Source organism: Ruegeria sp. CK1, from assembly GCF_056536545.1.
This window is the reverse complement of sequence record NZ_JBQFPX010000003.1, coordinates 180,986-198,315: the sequence shown is the minus strand read 5'-3', so window position 1 is coordinate 198,315 and position 17,330 is coordinate 180,986. Positions and strand designations below refer to the sequence as shown.

Genomic DNA, 17,330 nt, shown 5'->3' with positions numbered 1-17,330 from the left:
TAATGCCGGGGCGTTTTGTTCTTGTCGAGATATTCAGCAAAAGGGCGGGCCCTGCGCCCCCTATATTTAACGGTCAAATCCAGTGGTGCATCGTTTTCATCATAAACACCTACAACAACCCCCCTGCCCCGACTTTTTGTTCGCATTTCGATCAGTTGCTGCTCAGACCGGGTTGTGCGTTGCGACTGCCGCCGGGTCCAAGCGAAAAGGTGCTCATACATCTCAGCAATGACGTCCGCATGTTCAGCACTGTCACCCAAGTCGGTCAGTTCGTTCGGGTCATTTTCAAGATCAAACAGAATAGGTCGGTAGCCGCCTTCGCAATGGATCAACTTCCATTTCTTGTTTGCAACCATGAACATCACCGCGTCCCGAACCGAGGCGTTCAGAATGTCGGCAATTGGCGAAGCAGAATAATCGTATTCGCAGATCACCACGTCGCGGGGCGTTTCGTCCTGCTGCCCATGCAGGTGCGGAAGCAGGGAATGTCCCTCAAGGATGTGCGAGGCGATTTCACCCCCGGCCACTTCGACAAAGGTTGGTGCCAGGTCGATGGACTCGACCAGTGCGTCGCTGACCGTACCACGGGTGGCATCAGCCTCAGGCGAGGGGTCGTAGATTATGAGGGGCACTTTGGTAGAGGCGTCGTGAAAGAACGTCTTTTCACCCATCCAGTGATCACCCAAAAAATCGCCATGGTCCGAGGTCAAGACAATCAGCGTGTCTTCCATTCGACCGGTGTTTTCCATCCAGTCGAATAGGCGACCCATCTGGTCATCAGCCTGCTTTATCAGCCCCATATAGGCCGGGATCACTGCCTCTCGCGCATCTTGGCGCGAGAATGTTCGACCGATTTTAGTGTTCATAAATGCCCGCAAAACCGGGTGCGCATTCTGACGTTCTGAATCAGATCGAACCACAGGCAGTACATGCTCGGGCCCATACATCGAGGCGTAGGGTTCTGGCACAATGTAGGGCCAATGCGGCTTAATGAAGCTTAAATGGCAGCACCACGGACCTTCGTTTTTCTCCATGAATTCAATACCGCGGCCGGTTAGGTACGGGGTTTCGCTATCTTCTTCAGCTATATTTGCCGCCTCGGTCGAATTTTTTAGGAACCACCCCGACAGAACATTGCCATCTGCATCCAAGCCAGAATTGGCAAAGTCGTGCCAGGGGTTGTCGCTGTCATACCCTTTGTCAGCAAGGTATTTGTTGTACGACTTCGCGCCGTCAGGGTCATAAAACCCATCAGGACCCTCTGGCAGCATTCCGTCGTCGCGCTCGAAAACATCGAACCCGCACTCGGCCACGCGAGCACCGATAACGCTGTCAGGCTCTAGTCCGAGTCGCGCCATACCTTCGGCATCTGCGCGCATATGGGTCTTGCCAACCAGCCAACAATCCATCCCCGCCTTGCGCAGATGGTCGCCCATCGTCATCTCGCCCACCTTCAACGGGATGCCGTTCCACGACGCGCCATGAGAATGCACATAACGCCCGGTGTAGGTGGACATGCGCGAGCTGCCACAAATCGGCGATTGAATGTAGGCGCGGTTGAAGCGCACGCCACGGGCGGCAAGTCGATCAATGTTCGGAGTGTGCAGATGCGGGTGCCCGTAACAACTCAGAAAATCCCAGCGAAGCTGGTCAAACATGATGAACAGGATGTTTTTGGCTTTGGCCAACGCGGTGCCCTCTCTCTGGTCAGACACCTAACTAGCCAATTCACGGCTCACAACGAAGTATAAATCACGCCTGTGCCTGTCGCTCCATCTGATCCAGCATCTTCTTGGCGCGTTTGCATTGCAACTGGTCACGCAAGGGGCTGTTGGGATCAACATCCTTGTGGCAGACAACGCATTTGTCGGCTCCCGAGATTGCGTTGAGACCACCACAACTGCCTTTGATTTTCTTGCCCATCAGCATGACGCCAAGGGACATGCCAACCACGATGATCAACAGCATCATAAAGGCCAGAATAAAAGTGCTCATCTCAAGTTTACCCGTTAGTTGGAGCTCAAGGCGTTGTTGAATGCCGCGCTATGTACCGTGATATAGGCATCTTCGCCACCTGTCACATCCCGCGAGATGAAATAAACGGCGAGGTTATATTTTTCGGCCAATTCCAGGCCTTTTTCTTGACCCAGAGCCAGCATTGCCGTGGCCCAAGCATCCGCCATCATCGCATTTTCGGCCAAAACAGTCACAGAGGTTGTACGATGGGTAATCGGGCGACCAGTTGTGGGGTCAATGATATGCGAATAGCGCACCCCGTCCAGTTCGAAGAAATTTTTGTAATCACCCGAACTGGCCATACCCAAATCGCTCACCGAAATGATCAATTGTGGTGTTTGCGCGCCCGCTTGCGGCTTTTCAATACCGATGCGCCATGCGTCGCCCATGTCGTTTTTGCCCTTGGTGACAAGGTCTCCGCCGATTTCAACCAAATAGTCCTCAACGCCGGCATCGCGCAAGGTTTGGGCCACCGCATCAATTCCGTATCCCTTTGCAATCGCGGACAGGTTGATCCCGACGCTAGGGTCAGATTTGGTCAGGGTTCCGGCCTCGGCGTCCAATGCCAACAACCTGTTCTGTCCTACACCGTCCAGGGCGGCCCGAATCTCAGCATCCGAAGGTACCGGATCTTCCGGCGTGCGCGGACCAAAGCCCCACAACTCGATCAACGGCCCAAGGGTCACGTCAAACATACCACCGGTCTTTTCGTGAACCTCATTTGCGGCGGCCATAACCGACGCAAATTCTGAGGACACAGCGATCGGGTCGGTGCTGGGTGCCGCTGAAAAGTTTGAAACCTCAGAATTTGGGTCCCAGTTCGACATTTTGGCGTTAACTTCGGACAAAGTCGATTCAACCGAAGCGGCCAAGGCGTTTTCGTCCAGATCCTCACCAATGGCAGTAATGTTGAACGTTGTTCCCATCGTCTCGCCGGACAGGCGAACCACTTCTGGCTCCTTGTCGAACAAACAGCCAGATAGAAGCACAGAGAAAGCCAGTACAGGCGCAAGACGCATTGGTGTCTCCTGGAAATTCAGTGCCCGGCATATGCCAGCCACCTCGGCCAGAGTCAAACCGACATCACAGCTTGAGCGGCGTAAAGCCTAGCACCAATAGACCGATGGCGGCGGGCACTCCAAAAAGCCACGCGCGTTTCTGCCAACCATCCGGTTGCTGCTTCCACGCCATACGAAAATTATGTCCGCAAACAACCACCACAAAGAAAATCAAGGCAGCGACAGGCGGTGTAAGATACAGATCGGTCAAAGGCTTAAGGTTCCGTTAGTGGCCGGTGAATTTTGCCGATCAGCGCAATTGCACCCTATACAGGTCATTTAGCTGCGCTAAGGTAAAAGGGAAAGACTTTGCAATAACCATGAAGGAGATTGCCCATGGCCCCAACCTCTTACCAGTCCCCGACGCGCGGTGATAAGGCTGACAAGTCAACCTACAGCCAGTCGGCAGAGTCAAATCTGTCGCATTCGCAGACTACCGTCGCCAAACTGCTCGAGGGAAAAGGGGATGCGGTGTTTTCAGTGCGCCCGAATGAAACGATTCATGCGGTGGTCAATGCGCTCAAGGAAAAGCGGATCGGTGCAGTCCTCGTGACCGACCAGAATGGCAGCTTGCAGGGTATTCTATCCGAGCGTGACATTGTACGTCGTATGGCCGATACACCCGGCCAAACCTTGCCGCAAGCGGTCGAGGACCTGATGACGCGAGAGGTCAAGACTTGCTCGCCAGATGATCTGCTGAACGATGTTCTGAAGACCATGACCGAAGGTCGGTTCCGCCATATGCCCGTCCTGCGCGACGGTAATTTGTGCGGGGTGATCACCATCGGCGATGTAGTGCATTTCCGTCTGAAAGAGCTGGAGTACGAAGCGCTGCGCATGAAACAGATGATCGTCGGCTGATCGATTTCGTCGAGAATCCCCTTGACCTTGACTTGATGACAGTATCCCTGATGCATCACAGATTACTTCAAGGTCGAGGGATGAATGATACGGGTTCTGGCAACGGGCACCGCAAGACCAATTGGTTTCCATCGGAAAAAACACCTACTTTCAAAGTGGGAACGTGGCTTTCGTGTTTGCCTGAGGTTTTTGGATGTTTGAAACCAACCCGAACTCTCGTCGGATCGCGGTGATCGGCCTGGGCTATGTTGGCCTGCCCCTGGCGGTGGCCTTCGGTAAGATTGGCCCGGTCGTTGGCTTCGACATCAACTCGAGCCGGATAGCCGATCTACGCTCAGGACAGGATGCGACGCAAGAGGTCGAGCCTGATGATCTGGCTGCCGCATCTGGGTTGGTGTTTACAACTGATCTGGCTGATTTGGCGGCCTGCGACACCTATATCATAACTGTGCCTACGCCAATCACAGCTGGTAAGCAGCCTGATCTTTCACCGTTGCTCAACGCCTCGAATATGGTTGGCGAGTTGTTGAAACCGGGTGATCTGGTCATCTATGAATCCACTGTTTATCCCGGCGCTACCGAGGAAGATTGCGTGCCCGTTCTTGAGCGTGCGTCAAAACTGGAATTCAACACAGACTTTTTCGTCGGCTATAGCCCCGAGCGGATTAACCCCGGTGACAAGACGCACCGGATATCTGATATCTGCAAAGTGACCTCAGGCTCCACACCCGAAGTGGCCGATTTGGTGGATGCGCTGTACGCGCGGATCATCGCCGCTGGAACGCATAAAGCCGAGAGCATTCGGGTCGCCGAGGCAGCCAAAGTTATCGAAAACACGCAGCGCGACCTAAACATTGCTCTGGTCAACGAATTGGCGATGATCTTTGGCCGGATGGATATAGACACCGCGGCCGTTCTGCGAGCGGCTGGTACAAAGTGGAACTTCCTGCCTTTCAAGCCCGGCCTGGTGGGCGGTCATTGTATCGGCGTCGATCCCTATTATTTGACCCACAAGGCCGAAGCGGTTGGTCACCACCCTCAGATTATCTTAGCGGGGCGACGGTTAAACGACAGCATGGGCAGCTATGTCGTTTCACAGCTGGTCAAGCGGATGATGCGCGATGGTGTCAACGTGGCCGCTGCGCGCGTTTTGGTCATGGGGTTGACGTTCAAGGAAAACTGCCCTGACCTGCGCAATACTCGCGTCGTCGATATCATCGACGAACTAAAGGACTATGGAATTTCCGTCGATGTCCACGACCCCCATGCCGACAGCAAAGCGGCGCAAGCAGAATACGGGATTTCTTTGATTTCTGCGCCGCAGGCCGGTGCCTATGACGGCATTGTTCTCGCCGTGGCGCATCAAGAATTTAAAGCTCTGGACCCGGCGCAAATCCGTTCCTACGGAAAGGAACAGTCGATACTCTATGATGTGAAGTCTTGCCTGCCTAAAGAGGCCAGCGATTTGAGACTTTAAGAAAAAACCGGCGCTTGAAGCGCCGGTTTTTCATTTCTCACCCGCCGAAATCGTCGAGCATGATGTCTTCGCGGTCCACGCCTAGATCCAGCAGCATGTTGATCACCGACTGGTTCATAATTGGCGGTCCACACATGTAGAACTCGCAATCCTCGGGCGCGGGGTGGTTCTTGAGGTATTCCTCGAACAGAACGTTGTGGATGAAGCCGGTATAGCCCTTCCAATCGTCCTCGGGCTGTGCATCCGACAGGGCGACGTGCCATTCGAAATTGTCGAACTCTTTGGCCAGATTGTCGAAATCCTCGACAAAGAACATCTCTTTCTTCGAGCGCGCACCGTACCAGAAGCTGATCTTGCGGTTGCGGTTCTCAAGACGCTTGAGTTGGTCGAAGATGTGGCTGCGCATCGGCGCCATACCGGCACCACCGCCGATAAAGACCATCTCTTTTTCGGTTTCGCGGGCAAAGAATTCGCCAAACGGACCTGAGATCGTGACCTTATCGCCCGGCTTCAAGTTGAAGATATAGGACGACATTTGACCGGCCGGGATACCTTCTGATCCGGGTGGCGGCGATGCCACGCGGACGTTCAGCATGATCATGCCCTTTTCGTCCGGATAGTTCGCCATCGAATAGGCACGTTCGATCGGCTCGTTCACTACGGATTCGTACTGCCACAAATTGAACTTGTCCCAATCTTCGCGATATTCTTCTTCCACGTCGAAGTCAGTGTATTTCAACTGGTGCGCAGGAGCTTCGATCTGAATGTAGCCACCGGCGCGGAAATTCACGTCTTCGCCTTCAGGCAGATCCAATGTGAGCGCCTTGATGAAAGTTGCCACGTTCTCGTTCGAACGAACGGTGCATTCCCATTTCTTGACGCCAAAGACCTCTTCGGGAACTTCGATATCCATGTCCTGCTTGACCGCAACCTGACAGGACAGGCGGTCGCCACAGGCAGCCTCACGCTTGGTGATGTGGCTTTCTTCTGTCGGCAGAATCGAACCACCGCCGGAATGCACCTTCACCCGACACTGTGCGCAGGTACCACCGCCACCGCACGCGGACGGCACGAACAGCTTTTCAGCCGCCAGCGTTTGCAACAGTTTGCCGCCGGCAGGTACTGAAATAGTTTTTTCGCCATTGATGGTGATGTTCACATCACCGGTCGAGACCAGTTTAGAGCGCGCCGCCAGAATGATCGTCACCAACGCGATAACGATCAATGTAAAGAGGACGACGCCTAGGCCAAAAGTTTCCATCGACGCCTCCTTACAGTTTCACGCCTGAGAAGGACATGAAGGCCATCGCCATCAATCCTGCGGTGATGAAGGTGATCCCCAACCCCTGCAGGCCGTCAGGAATGTCCGAGTATTTCAACTTTTCGCGCACACCTGCCATCGCTGTGATTGCCAGCGCCCAGCCAAAGCCGGAAGACAAGCCGTAAGTAGTAGCCTCGGCGAAATTATAGTCGCGCTCGACCATAAACAACGAGCCACCCAGAATGGCGCAGTTCACCGTGATCAGCGGCAAGAAGATCCCCAGCGCGTTGTAGAGCGGTGGGAAATACTTATCGAGCACCATCTCAAGGATCTGCACCATGGCTGCGATCACTCCGATGTAAGAGATCAGGCCAAGGAAGGTCAGGTCCACGTCCGGGAAACCGGCCCAAGCCAGCGCGCCTGGTTTAAGCAAGTAGTTTAACAACAGGTTGTTTGCAGGCACGGTAATCGCCTGCACCACCATGACCGAAATCCCCAGACCCAACGCGGTCGAAATCTTCTTGGATACGGCGATGAAGGTACACATCCCCAGAAAGAAGCTGAGCGCAAGGTTTTCGACGAAGATGGCCTTTACGGCCAGTGAAATAAGACCTTCCATTAGTGGGCCTCTACCTGCTGAATTTTGTATTCACGTTCTTCCACCTGGTTCGGCTTCCATGTGCGGAAGGCCCAGATGATCAGACCGATGATGAAGAACGCCGACGGTGGCAGAAGCAACATACCATTTGGCACGTACCAGCCACCATTGTTCACCGTCTGTAGAATGGTAACACCGAACAGTGATCCGGCACCGAACAGCTCACGAATAAAGCCGACCAGCAGCAGGATCAGGCCGTAGCCCATGCCGTTGCCCATGCCATCGATGAAGGACGCGACCGGAGGGTTCTTCATCGCAAACGCTTCGGCGCGGCCCATCACGATACAGTTCGTGATGATCAGGCCAACGAAAACTGACAGCGTCTTGGAAATCTCAAACGCGTAGGCTTTCAGGATCTGGTCCACCAAGATCACCAGCGAGGCGATAATCACCATCTGCACGATGATCCGGATCGAACCGGGGATTTGGTTGCGCAGGCACGAGATGAAGAAGGACGAGAACGATGTCACGAAGATCACCGCCAGCGCCATTACCAAAGACACCTGTAGCGACGATGTCACAGCAAGCGCCGAACAAATACCCAACACCTGCAAGGTGATCGGGTTGTTGTCGACAAGCGGATCGACCAGCATTTCTTTCTTGGTCTGGGACATCAGAACTCTCCTGCTTGCAGTTTGGCCAGGAAGGGGCCGTAGCCCGCATCGCCCATCCAGAATTTCACCAGGTTATCGACACCGACTGACGTCAGCGTGGCGCCGGCCAGTGCATCAACATAAAAATCAGGGCCTGCAGCTGGTTGCGATTTGGAGACGGTGATCTGCAGATCGCCGGCTTCATCGCGCAGCTTCTTGCCGTTCCACAATGCCCTCCAACGCGGATTGTCAACTTCAGCCCCAAGGCCAGGTGTCTCACCGTGCTGATAGAACTGCAGGCCGTAGATATCGTTGCCGTTGTTTTCCAACGCGATAAAGCCATAAAGCGTGGACCACAAACCGTAGCCGTGCAGCGGCAAAATCACCTTGTCCAGATCACCCGCATCGTCACGCAGCAGATAAATTACGCGGTACATGGACTTACGACCAATTCCCGCCGGGTCATCGTCAAGCGCAACGCTCAGCTCAGGGTCGCTAGCAGCAGCGATGTCGTCGAACGTGGCGGGATCGAACTGTTCATCAACGAATTCGCCCGAGGACAGCTCAAGTACGTGCGGTTCGAACGCGGCGAAAGCCTCTGAGACATTGACGCCCGGTTCATATACACCCGCCACCTGCAAAACGTTGACCTGCCTGTCCTTCAGCGCGTTTGCCTGTTGGACAGGGCGCAGACTGACAGCGGCCGAAGACACGACCATCGAGGCCACGAGGCAGACAGCAACGGCAACAATGATCGTTTTACCAACGGAATCCGGCGAGGCCGCCAGAAACTTGGCAATCGCGCCTTTTGGTTCTTGGGATTGCGTATCAGACATGGCGACGCGCCCTCCGTTTAATGTTTGCTTGAACGACGAAGTAGTCGATCAGCGGTGCAAAGACGTTACCGAACAGGATTGCAAGCATCATGCCTTCGGGGAATGCCGGGTTGAGGACACGGATCATCACAACCATGACACCGATTAGCGCGCCATAAATGTAGCGCCCCATATTCGTGTGACTGGCCGATACCGGCTCGGTCACCATAAAGGCCAATCCGAAGGCGTAACCGCCTATTACAATGTGCCAATACCACGGCATTGCGAACATTGGATTGGTGTCCGACCCAATCAGATTCAGCAAAAGGGTAAAACCGATCGTACCTGCCAGACAGCCAACTATAAGACGATAGTTCGCGATCCGTGTCATCAGCAGGAACCCGAGGCCGATCAAACAGGCCAGTGTCGACGTTTCACCAAAGCTGCCCTGCATAAAGCCCATGAAGGCGTTCCACCAGGTCAAACCTTCGGAAGCCAGCGCCTGATAGCCTTCTGATGCCGAAACCGACAACGCCGTTGCGCCCGAGAAACCGTCAACCGGAGTCCACACTGTGTCTCCGGACATATTCGCCGGATAGGCAAAGTACAAAAAAGCCCGCCCCACTAACGCAGGGTTAAGGAAGTTCTTACCGGTACCGCCAAATACCTCTTTGCCGACAACCACACCGAACGAAATTCCCAAGGCCACCTGCCACAACGGGGCCGAGGCAGGTAGGATCAGAGTGTATAGCATCGAGGTTACAAGGAAGCCTTCGTTCACCTCATGGCCACGGACAGTGGCAAAAATGACCTCCCAGATACCGCCGACAATCAGTGTTGTCAGATAGATAGGCAGGAAATACATGAACCCGTGCATCACGTTGGCAAATATGCTGGACGGGTCCAGTGAAATGCCAAACGCTTGCAGAATAGCAATGCGCCAGCCGATGGCCGAATCCGGACCCAGCGCGGCGATCGCAGTGTTGGCTTGATAGCCAGTATTCCACATCCCCCATAAAATGCAGGGTATCGTCGCAATCACGACATAGGTCATGATCCGCTTCATATCGATGAAGGACCGCGCATGCGGCGCAACGGTGGTGACAGTTTTCGGAGTGTAGATAAAGCTTTCCACCATCTCGTAAATGGGGAAGAGCTTTTCGTACTTGCCGCCCTTGGTAAAGTTCGGCTCAATCCGATCGAAGAAGTTGCGCAAACCCATTTGGATCAGCCCTCCTTTTCAATCTTAGTCAGGCAGTCGCGCAGCGCTAACCCGTATTCATATTTTGCTGGACAGGCAAAGCCCACAAGGCCCAGATCCTCTTCGTCCAACTCAAGCGCGCCCAATGCCTGCGCACTATCGGTATCCATCACCAGCAGCGCACGCAGCAGCTGCGTCGGCAGGTAATCTTGCGGCATCAGGCTCTCAAAAACGCCCGTCGGCACCATGGCACGACGACCACCGTTCAGGTTGCTTGTCAGATTGAACAGCTTTTGCGAAAACGCTGATCCCAAAACCGGCTGTACCGAGAATTTCGATGGCATCGGGCGAATCCAGCCCATCGGAATTTGATCGTGATCTTCTCGGATAATGGTGATTTGGCGCGCGAACCGACCCAAGTAGGCGGTCGGTCCATCGGCCTGCGTTCCGGACAGGATCGACCCCGAGATGATCCGCGGCGTCCCATCCACGTTAACTTCATCTTTGGTCAAGTCGTCAGTCGAAGCCCCCATGGCAGTGCGGATCAGCCGTGGCTGACGCGCACCCGGACCACTTAACGCGACCACAACATTCGGGTCCAGATGACCGGTCTGCACTAGACGACCAATCGCGATCACATCCTGATACCCGATGGTCCATACTTGCTTGTCACCTACCAGCGGCTCAAGGAAGTGAATATGCGTACCTGCCAGACCAGAGGGATGAGGCCCCGAGAATGCAGCGACTTCGACACCCTGCACTTCCGCACCTGGAACAGAGTCACCGTCCTTATGACACAGGTAGGTCTTTCCTTCGGTCAAATTGGTAATCGCGGCCAGGCCAGACGCAAACGCCTCTCCAGCATCGGCGATAACCACAGCCGCATCCGCAGCCAAAGGCTCACTATCCATCGCAGTCACAAAGATGGCCGCAGGCTTGGTGCCGGGTTCCGGCATTTTCGAGTATGGCCGTGTGCGGAATGCGGTCCAAAGACCCGCGGCGCACAATTTCTCGGTCACACCCTCGGCGCTGCTCGCATCACCTACGGCCGAAAAATCCAGCCCCGCATCGTTCGGGTTCGAAACTTCGATAACAACGCTCTGCAAAACACGACGCGCGCCACGGTTGATCGCAACGATCTTACCGGTCATCGGCGCGACCATCATCGCGTCCGGAGCATCCTTATGTCTGAACAGCGGCGTGCCGCGCTGAACGTCGTCCCCTTCCTGAACCAACATTTGCGGCTTCAGGCCCAGGTAATCCCCGCCCAATACCCCAACTGTCCTAAACTCAGGTCCCGGTTGGATGGTTTGATCTGGCGCACCTTGCACCGGAAGCTCCAACCCTTTTTTCAGTTTGAAAGTTTGCATGTCGCTACGGTCTTCCAAGCCTCTTTATCTGCGCCTGTTTCGTCATACCCATTTCTGGGCAAGACAATAACGCGTGTTTTCCGCACAGTCCTCGCAAAAGCGTCGGAATGCGTTAAAAATCCGCGGGCGAAATTCTAATTTGGCACCGTTTACGCGGGGATGCTGACAAAGGCAAACCCGTTGCGGCCCAATTTCCCCACCAATTGTCACTTTCCTTTGAAATTTTGCTTTTGCCGCATCAAAAATTGTCGGTCGCACACGGAAAGCTTCCAGTGTAATCACGGCAAATGGAACAAAACAACGACCTTGAGATATTTCTGATCGCCACTCCGGGGCTTGAGGCGCCTCTACACGCCGAGGCCGTCGAGAAGGGATTCGCTGGCGCGAAAATCGTTCCTGGCGGGATAAGTTGCCACGGCGGCTGGTCGGACGTTTGGCGCGCCAATTTATGTTTGCGGGGGGCCAACAAAGTGTTGGTTCGATTGGGCAGCTTCCCGGCGGTTCACTTGGCGCAGCTTGACAAGAGGTCGCGTAAGTTCCCTTGGTCCGACTTTCTGCGCCCAGACATTCCGGTCAAAGTCGAGGCTACAAGTCGCAAGTCCCGAATCTACCACGCGGGTGCCGCTCGGCAAAGAGTCGAGCGTGCTATTGCGGAAACGCTTGGGGCACCGATATCGCCGGATGCGAACCTGCGTGTTCTGCTCCGTATTGATAAGGACATCTGTACGTTTTCAATCGACACCTCGGGTGAGCCCTTGCACAAACGTGGCCATAAACCGGCAGTAGCCAAGGCACCGATGCGCGAAACGATGGCGGCGATGTTCCTGCGCGAATGCGGTTTTGATGGGTCCGAACCCGTTTTGGACCCAATGTGTGGCTCAGGCACTTTTGTGATTGAGGCAGCCGAGATTGCACTGCGACTAAACCCCGGCCGTTCTCGCAACTTTGCATTCGAAGATTTGAAAGATTTCAACGCGAAAACCTGGGCCAAACTGCGCGCAGATGGCACACACACTGAAACTGAGACAGTGTTCTACGGTTCGGACCGCAACGCGGGGGCAATTGAGACCGCAACCACCAATGCGGATCGCGCCGGAGTTTCCATGAACACAAGATTCCAGAACCGAACGGTCAGCGACATCAAACCGCCTGAAGGTCCCACTGGACTGGTGATCGTCAACCCACCATACGGAGCCAGAATTGGCGACGAAAAGCGCCTGCGCTCGCTTTACGGAAGCTTTGGAAAGGTCCTGATGTCTCGGTTCAATGGCTGGCGAGTTGGGATTGTAACAAGCAATCATTCGCTAGCCCGCGCCACACGCTTGCCTATGCTTCCTGCGGGACCCGTCGTGGACCATGGCGGTACGAAAATCAGGCTATATCGCACTGACCCCCTGCCCTAAAAGCGCTGATCAGAGCAAGATATCACCCTCAAAGAATTCCCCTGATTGGTCCCAAAAACCCCTTGCACACCCAAATCCCGAGGTATAGATCACGCGCCACGGTCGGAGTGTAGCTCAGCCTGGTAGAGCACTGTCTTCGGGAGGCAGGGGTCGGAGGTTCGAATCCTCTCACTCCGACCAATAAAATCAGATACCTACGCTGATCCTTCCCCTCTCAAAATCCCCGAGTTTTACTCACATGTGAGTGATTGCGGTAACATTTACCCCTATTCCTCGACCTTCTCACTCTGCCGGTAAGGGTTCACATCCACGCAATAGGACAGGGTTGCTTTGAACTGGTCAGAGGTTCCCGCGTGGTTGCACTTGGTAGACTTCAGCCGGAATCGGCGCGCGGCTTTGTGAGGCTCAATAGCCTTGGCGCTGCGGGTCATTCCCGTGTGACCGCATTGGGGGCATGTGAGATAGAGAACGTGCATACCTCAGATATGCGGCAAAACTGGTTACTGTTCCAGTCTTGCCAGCAGTGCGCGTTCTATTTCTAGATCACGCACTAAGACTGCACGGCGCTCATCGTCCGTACACGCTTCAAGCTCTGCCTCAATTTTCGCTATGTAGCGCTCATAGGACGCGCGCACTGCCGATTTCATGGTTACCCTTTATTATTAATGTGGCCTAAACACTGCGTTACTCACCGGTTCAGTTGCGTTGCTGTATTCTGAAACACGCCGCCTCGACAACCAAGATGCGGAACGTGTTTAATGAGTGGGATTTAAAAGTCATATGTTGTACTATTTGCTGACACTCTCGACTTCTTCGAGTGTGGTCCTCATGGCGATGTTGGTGGGTGCTATTTTCGCATAAACGCGCACCCTCACTGTGAACCCAGAGTCCAAACTCTCACCTACAATACCCAGCCCGTCTAAGCCGTGATTTGGCTGCGGGGGTTTCTAGGTGCCTGTATCGACCACCGGAATACCGAGCGCAATCTAAAGCGTGTCCTGCGGCGATAACAGCGGCTCCTATGTCCTGACCATCGGCGTAGCAAACGCCAACCCAACGATCATAAGTGCGTTCACCGTTCAGGTCGCATGAAATGGACTTCCCGCGCAGATAGTTGACCATCCAGCGCTTAGCTTGTTGCCCGGATTGTGTTCCGAGTTCAGGCGCATCAACGCCGTTTAGTCTTACCGGAGTCCCATCAACAACGATGGTGTCAGCGTCTCGAACGTGAAGGGAACCAGCGGCGGCAGATGTGGCACAGAGGGCCAATGCAAAAATCAATCTAAACATGCCTAAGATATAAGGAATCCGGTTTAAGACTTCACCCCTAAAACGCAAAAAAGAACGCCCGACCACTTGGGCCGGGCTTATGCTCTACGTCGTCGCCTCCAAACGAGAACCTGCCCTCCTGAGCTGGTTATCATCGTGGTGCCGTCATACTCAGAAACAGGTGGTGTTGGGTCTGGCGATGGTGAGGGCGTTGACCAATTTGGCCCCGCTAGACTCCTATAATAGTCGTCCAAAAGCTCATCCGTTTGCCCTTTTGCCTCATGCGGGTTTCGGCCAGCGCTGTTGGTTAATTGCGGTGCTCCGTTTCAAAGTAGATCGGCTTCCGATCCGAATAATGGTCATACAATTTTTTTGCCCCAGATCACCGGTTCCGCACCAGTTTGGTCGTTCTCTTGGATGGCCAACTGTTTGAATCGTGGGCGGGCCGCCGTCAGGGCTGGGACCGGGAATTGCATTGTACCTCGATCCGGTCCCGTGGCACCGCATTTTGCTGGTCCCAGGCCAGAGCATAGGCCCTGAACATAGCGGTTGCGGAGTGGATGGCGGAGATGAAGCCTGGCGTGCCATCGCGAAAGCCCTGTTGAGCTACGTATTTTTTGCCGAACTCGCGTAGTGGCCGCCACCACAGGTCGCGCGCGCGAACGGGGCCGGCTGCTGAGACGCGATCAGCTTCCATTGATGTGTATCTGGCGCTTTTGTCAAAACGTTGTGCGAGGTTGAAATCGTTCAGATGATGCATCAACCCAGTCAATTGCCCGGTCATTGCGTCGCCACCGTCAATCTCGCAGCGTTCATGCAAACGACCTTCAAACCGATGCGCGCCGGCGCGGGCAATCTGCGGCCGGTTCCATGTATTCCAGCCGCCATGTCGCATCGGCCGATTCATGAAGTAATTCAGCCGCGTGTATTTATAGGCGTTCAGCGTGCTGGCTGGCAAAACGGCCCGAAGCTCATCGATCAATTGGGGCGACAGGCGTTCGTCGCAATCCATGTTGAGGATCCAGTCGCCTTGCGCTTCGGCCAGACCGGCATTTCGCTGTGCGGCGAAACCGCCGTTATCCATTCGACGAGATACAACCCGTACTTTCGGTCCGGCCTCGTGGGCCAAACGCAGGGTCGCATCGGTCGAGCCATCGTCAACAATCACGACCTCGTCCGCCAATGGCAGAACATTGGCCAGGAAACTGGGCAGATTGCGCTCCTCATTCCGGGTGATGATGACAGCGCTGATGGAAAGCTGTTTCATGACAAGATCATCTTCGCTATGGCCCTTTTGGTTTTCAAGAAACCCGTCACCAGTTACCGGCGCATGTGCTGCTTCAGCCACTCTTTCACACTAGGTGGGATAAAACGTCGCCAAGTTTGTGGGAAGTTTTCGTCGGGTACAAAATCGGACCATGGTCGCGGGGTCCATCGCGGTGCGGGCTCTGACATAATGCCGCGAAAAAGATCGGCATAATGTTGCGCCGCAGTCGCGTTGGTAAACCGCGCGCGCGCTTCGCTCGCCACAGAACTATGCATATTTTGCAATTTCGCGCGGTCAGTGTTCAGCCCGCTCACAGCCTCGGCAAACCCTTCAACGTCTTGCTGCGCCACGAGTATTCCAGTGCGCTCATGATCGATCATGAAATCCGTGATGCCGTCGATGTTGAAACAGACCGGAACTGCCCCGGCCATCATGGCTTCAAGTAAGGCATTTGGCATGCCCTCGAAACGTGACGTAAAAACAAAAATATCAGTTCTGCCAAGAAATTCTGGAATCCGCTCCGGGTCCAACGCGCCAACAAAGGTGACATGTCCGGCGGCAACAGCTTCTTGCATCGCCGCCTCCAGTTTATCCCGGTCACGCCCTTTGCCTGCGATTCGGAGCCGGAATGGCACGTTGCGGGCCTGCAAAGCCTGAACGATACCGGGCAGATGCATGACGCCTTTTTGACCATGCTCCAGCCGCCCCAAAAATCCCAACTCAAGTTTGTTGCCAGATCCTCTGGTGTTGCCTGCGGCCACATCAAAGCGATCTGGTGCGATGCCGTTTGGTATGAGTCTCATGATGTTCGGGTCGGCCCCATAGTCGCGCACAAGGTCAACTTGCAGGCGCGGGCTCAACGCGACGATCCGCGTCAAACGCGCGCGCCCAGCCATGGTCACGCGATATCCTTCGTCGAAGGCATTGGCACATCGTGCCATCACACGCACCCGTTGCGGTAGATGTGGGAAGGAAGATAGTATGCCGCCCGAATTGATCCCCATGATGATGTCGATCTGCTGGTCTTCGCACCATTCGACAACGGCTTGGGCCTGACGCTTGAGATCCAGACTACGTGGCGCCAGCAGAACGCAACCTTCATCTGCATAGGCAGACTCCCAAAGCCGGGCTTCGGCGCGTCCAACACTAGCGCAGTACAATTCGATACCATAAGGTCGCAAGGCGGGACGCAAATTGCGATAGAAGGTAAATGTGCCACCGTCTTTTGGAACGGAGCCAAATGCGACTCGTATGGGCCTTTTTGACAAAATCGTAACCTTTGAACTTGGTCCTTGGTCGGGCAAACTCAAGCCTTTGCTTCAGTTGGTGCGCTTTTGACGGCCATTAAAAATTTCGCCTACAGAGAATTCTTGCCATTCACAAAGGCTGTAGCCGCCGTGCTTTCACGCGTCAAGCTAAGCGCTTGAGGCAGCCCGCGATATCGGCGCGCCGGACTCGGGGTACTGGTCGTTCCGGCCCTGTCCAATCAGATCGCGGCCTACGGCAAGTGCTGACCGGTTTCAGTTCATGACGATACGGCTGCGCTGTTTGATGGCCCAGACACTGCCCGCTTTTAAATGGCGGCATGCGGGCTTTCGAGAACGCACAGGTGATTGAGCGCGGTCCGGCGCTGCTTGACCTGTGGAGTGCACGTCGTCGACATGGTCGCGGGATTGAAGGCAAAGCTCGGTCGAGATGGGTTGGGCCGGACGTATCAGCCTGCTCCATGTTGACCGCCCGGCAATTGGAGACATGGGCAGGGGGTGTTTGACCTCTTTGGATGGGAACAACCGAAAAGCGACCGGATCCGCAATGTCGTTATTCTGGGTGTAAATTGTTTTGGTTGGGCTCATAAAGTGCACGAGCTGGTTCCGTCGGCGCACATCCCTGAGCTTCGTCTCATCGCGCCGTCGGGATCGGTTTGGGCCTTTGGTGATGATGATCCTGCCAAGCTGAATCAAGCGGCGTAGTCGCTCAGTAATCATGTTTGTACAGCTCAACGTTTTATGGCGTGTAAGTTAATCGGGTAAGTCCTCCATACCGAAACGTTCATTTCAGCCGCCGGTCGCACAGCGACAGCC

The 17,330-nt window shown here is 54.7% G+C and carries 18 protein-coding genes, 1 tRNA gene and 1 pseudogene; 4 read left to right on the top strand and 16 right to left on the bottom strand.

The window, feature by feature from the left end; all coding sequences use genetic code 11:
* Nucleotides 1–32 precede the first annotated feature (32 nt).
* The 4 genes and pseudogenes from ACR0L3_RS10160 to ACR0L3_RS10145 all read right to left on the bottom strand — a co-directional run.
* A pseudogene (locus ACR0L3_RS10160) lies at nucleotides 33–1,688 on the bottom strand (sulfatase-like hydrolase/transferase); the annotation flags it as partial.
* 64 nt (nucleotides 1,689–1,752) lie between these two features.
* Nucleotides 1,753–1,995, bottom strand: a complete 243-nt coding sequence (gene nqrM, locus ACR0L3_RS10155; protein ID WP_480745599.1) for a (Na+)-NQR maturation NqrM — start codon at nucleotides 1,993–1,995, stop codon at nucleotides 1,753–1,755.
* Between the two features lie 14 nt (nucleotides 1,996–2,009).
* On the bottom strand, nucleotides 2,010–3,035 hold the full coding sequence (locus ACR0L3_RS10150; protein WP_480745598.1) for an FAD:protein FMN transferase: 1,026 nt from the start codon (nucleotides 3,033–3,035) through the stop codon (nucleotides 2,010–2,012).
* Nucleotides 3,036–3,099: 64 nt separating this feature from the next.
* The gene (locus ACR0L3_RS10145; protein WP_480745597.1) at nucleotides 3,100–3,285 is read right to left on the bottom strand and encodes a hypothetical protein; all 186 of its coding nucleotides are present in this window, start codon (nucleotides 3,283–3,285) and stop codon (nucleotides 3,100–3,102) included.
* Between the two features lie 125 nt (nucleotides 3,286–3,410).
* Between ACR0L3_RS10145 and ACR0L3_RS10140 the strand changes: the two genes are divergently transcribed.
* Together ACR0L3_RS10140 and tviB are read left to right on the top strand one after the other, a co-directional pair.
* Entirely contained in the window at nucleotides 3,411–3,935 is a 525-nt protein-coding gene (locus tag ACR0L3_RS10140) for a CBS domain-containing protein (protein ID WP_480745596.1), read from the top strand.
* A 193-nt stretch (nucleotides 3,936–4,128) separates the two neighbouring features.
* Nucleotides 4,129–5,412 (top strand): Vi polysaccharide biosynthesis UDP-N-acetylglucosamine C-6 dehydrogenase TviB, encoded by a 1,284-nt coding sequence (gene tviB / locus ACR0L3_RS10135; RefSeq protein ID WP_480745595.1) that lies wholly within the window; start codon nucleotides 4,129–4,131, stop codon nucleotides 5,410–5,412.
* 37 nt (nucleotides 5,413–5,449) lie between these two features.
* On the opposite strand, the gene nqrF is transcribed toward tviB, so the two are convergent.
* Genes nqrF through ACR0L3_RS10105 form a run of 6 tightly spaced genes read right to left on the bottom strand, consistent with a single transcriptional unit; the run spans nucleotide 5,450 to nucleotide 11,310 of the window.
* Nucleotides 5,450–6,673: an NADH:ubiquinone reductase (Na(+)-transporting) subunit F gene (nqrF, locus tag ACR0L3_RS10130; RefSeq protein WP_480745594.1), complete on the bottom strand. Its 1,224-nt coding sequence runs from the start codon at nucleotides 6,671–6,673 to the stop codon at nucleotides 5,450–5,452.
* Nucleotides 6,674–6,683: 10 nt separating this feature from the next.
* Nucleotides 6,684–7,292 carry an NADH:ubiquinone reductase (Na(+)-transporting) subunit E gene (gene nqrE, locus ACR0L3_RS10125; RefSeq protein ID WP_039526851.1) on the bottom strand — a complete coding sequence of 203 codons (609 nt, stop codon included), beginning with the start codon at nucleotides 7,290–7,292 and terminating at the stop codon, nucleotides 6,684–6,686.
* Nucleotides 7,292–7,945 (bottom strand): NADH:ubiquinone reductase (Na(+)-transporting) subunit D, encoded by a 654-nt coding sequence (locus ACR0L3_RS10120; protein ID WP_480745593.1) that lies wholly within the window; start codon nucleotides 7,943–7,945, stop codon nucleotides 7,292–7,294. Before ACR0L3_RS10120 ends, nqrE begins: the two co-directional genes overlap by 1 nt.
* A complete protein-coding gene (locus tag ACR0L3_RS10115; RefSeq protein ID WP_480745592.1) occupies nucleotides 7,945–8,760 on the bottom strand; it encodes a Na(+)-translocating NADH-quinone reductase subunit C in 816 nt (271 codons plus the stop codon). Before ACR0L3_RS10115 ends, ACR0L3_RS10120 begins: the two co-directional genes overlap by 1 nt.
* Nucleotides 8,753–9,961, bottom strand: a complete 1,209-nt coding sequence (locus ACR0L3_RS10110; RefSeq protein WP_480745591.1) for an NADH:ubiquinone reductase (Na(+)-transporting) subunit B — start codon at nucleotides 9,959–9,961, stop codon at nucleotides 8,753–8,755. Before ACR0L3_RS10110 ends, ACR0L3_RS10115 begins: the two co-directional genes overlap by 8 nt.
* A 5-nt stretch (nucleotides 9,962–9,966) precedes the next feature.
* Entirely contained in the window at nucleotides 9,967–11,310 is a 1,344-nt protein-coding gene (locus ACR0L3_RS10105) for a Na(+)-translocating NADH-quinone reductase subunit A (protein ID WP_480745590.1), read from the bottom strand.
* A gap of 287 nt (nucleotides 11,311–11,597) precedes the next feature.
* On the opposite strand from ACR0L3_RS10105, the gene ACR0L3_RS10100 reads away from it, so the two are divergent.
* Both ACR0L3_RS10100 and ACR0L3_RS10095 read left to right on the top strand, forming a co-directional pair.
* Nucleotides 11,598–12,713, top strand: a complete 1,116-nt coding sequence (locus ACR0L3_RS10100) for a THUMP domain-containing class I SAM-dependent RNA methyltransferase (RefSeq protein WP_480745589.1) — start codon at nucleotides 11,598–11,600, stop codon at nucleotides 12,711–12,713.
* Between the two features lie 103 nt (nucleotides 12,714–12,816).
* Nucleotides 12,817–12,893 (top strand) — tRNA-Pro (locus ACR0L3_RS10095).
* An 86-nt stretch (nucleotides 12,894–12,979) separates the two neighbouring features.
* Here the strand turns inward: ACR0L3_RS10095 and ACR0L3_RS10090 are convergent.
* The 6 genes from ACR0L3_RS10090 to ACR0L3_RS10065 all read right to left on the bottom strand — a co-directional run bounded on the left by ACR0L3_RS10090 (nucleotide 12,980) and on the right by ACR0L3_RS10065 (nucleotide 17,234).
* Entirely contained in the window at nucleotides 12,980–13,144 is a 165-nt protein-coding gene (locus ACR0L3_RS10090) for a hypothetical protein (RefSeq protein WP_480745588.1), read from the bottom strand.
* 69 nt (nucleotides 13,145–13,213) lie between these two features.
* The gene (locus ACR0L3_RS10085; protein ID WP_480745587.1) at nucleotides 13,214–13,360 is read right to left on the bottom strand and encodes a hypothetical protein; all 147 of its coding nucleotides are present in this window, start codon (nucleotides 13,358–13,360) and stop codon (nucleotides 13,214–13,216) included.
* Nucleotides 13,361–13,610: 250 nt separating this feature from the next.
* Nucleotides 13,611–14,003, bottom strand: coding sequence for a thermonuclease family protein (locus tag ACR0L3_RS10080; RefSeq protein ID WP_480745586.1), 393 nt, complete (start codon nucleotides 14,001–14,003; stop codon nucleotides 13,611–13,613).
* A gap of 430 nt (nucleotides 14,004–14,433) precedes the next feature.
* Nucleotides 14,434–15,249, bottom strand: a complete 816-nt coding sequence (locus tag ACR0L3_RS10075) for a glycosyltransferase family 2 protein (protein ID WP_480745585.1) — start codon at nucleotides 15,247–15,249, stop codon at nucleotides 14,434–14,436.
* 53 nt (nucleotides 15,250–15,302) lie between these two features.
* Nucleotides 15,303–16,517: a glycosyltransferase family 4 protein gene (locus tag ACR0L3_RS10070; protein ID WP_480745584.1), complete on the bottom strand. Its 1,215-nt coding sequence runs from the start codon at nucleotides 16,515–16,517 to the stop codon at nucleotides 15,303–15,305.
* Between the two features lie 252 nt (nucleotides 16,518–16,769).
* Nucleotides 16,770–17,234, bottom strand: a complete 465-nt coding sequence (locus ACR0L3_RS10065) for a hypothetical protein (RefSeq protein ID WP_480745583.1) — start codon at nucleotides 17,232–17,234, stop codon at nucleotides 16,770–16,772.
* Between the last annotated feature and the right edge of the window lie 96 nt (nucleotides 17,235–17,330).